Here is a 212-nt window from a genome sequence, read left to right as displayed (position 1 = left end):
ATGCCGTAACGGCAACCTTATACGGCTTACCCTTGGACAGCAGGCGTTGGTAGAAATCCCGAATAAGCGGTTCAAAACGTGTCGCTACCACGGTAGCCATATACAGTGCCTTACGCACCGCAGACCTTCCGCCAAAGCAGCGGCTTTTGAATTTGGTTTCCCGCTCTCCCTCGGGTGCGGGGCAATACCGACCAAACTCGCTATCCGTTTGT

1 pseudogene is annotated in these 212 nt (G+C 54.2%); it reads right to left on the bottom strand.

Annotated elements, in window-relative coordinates:
* Positions 1 to 212: pseudogene (locus HMPREF3050_RS11290) on the bottom strand (transposase); the annotation flags it as partial.

The sequence above is a fragment of the Neisseria sp. HMSC065D04 genome, from assembly GCF_001815675.1.
Classification (GTDB): Bacteria; Pseudomonadota; Gammaproteobacteria; order Burkholderiales; family Neisseriaceae; genus Neisseria.
The sequence above is the reverse complement of the archived record's forward strand: the minus strand, read 5'-3'. Positions and strand labels throughout refer to the sequence as shown.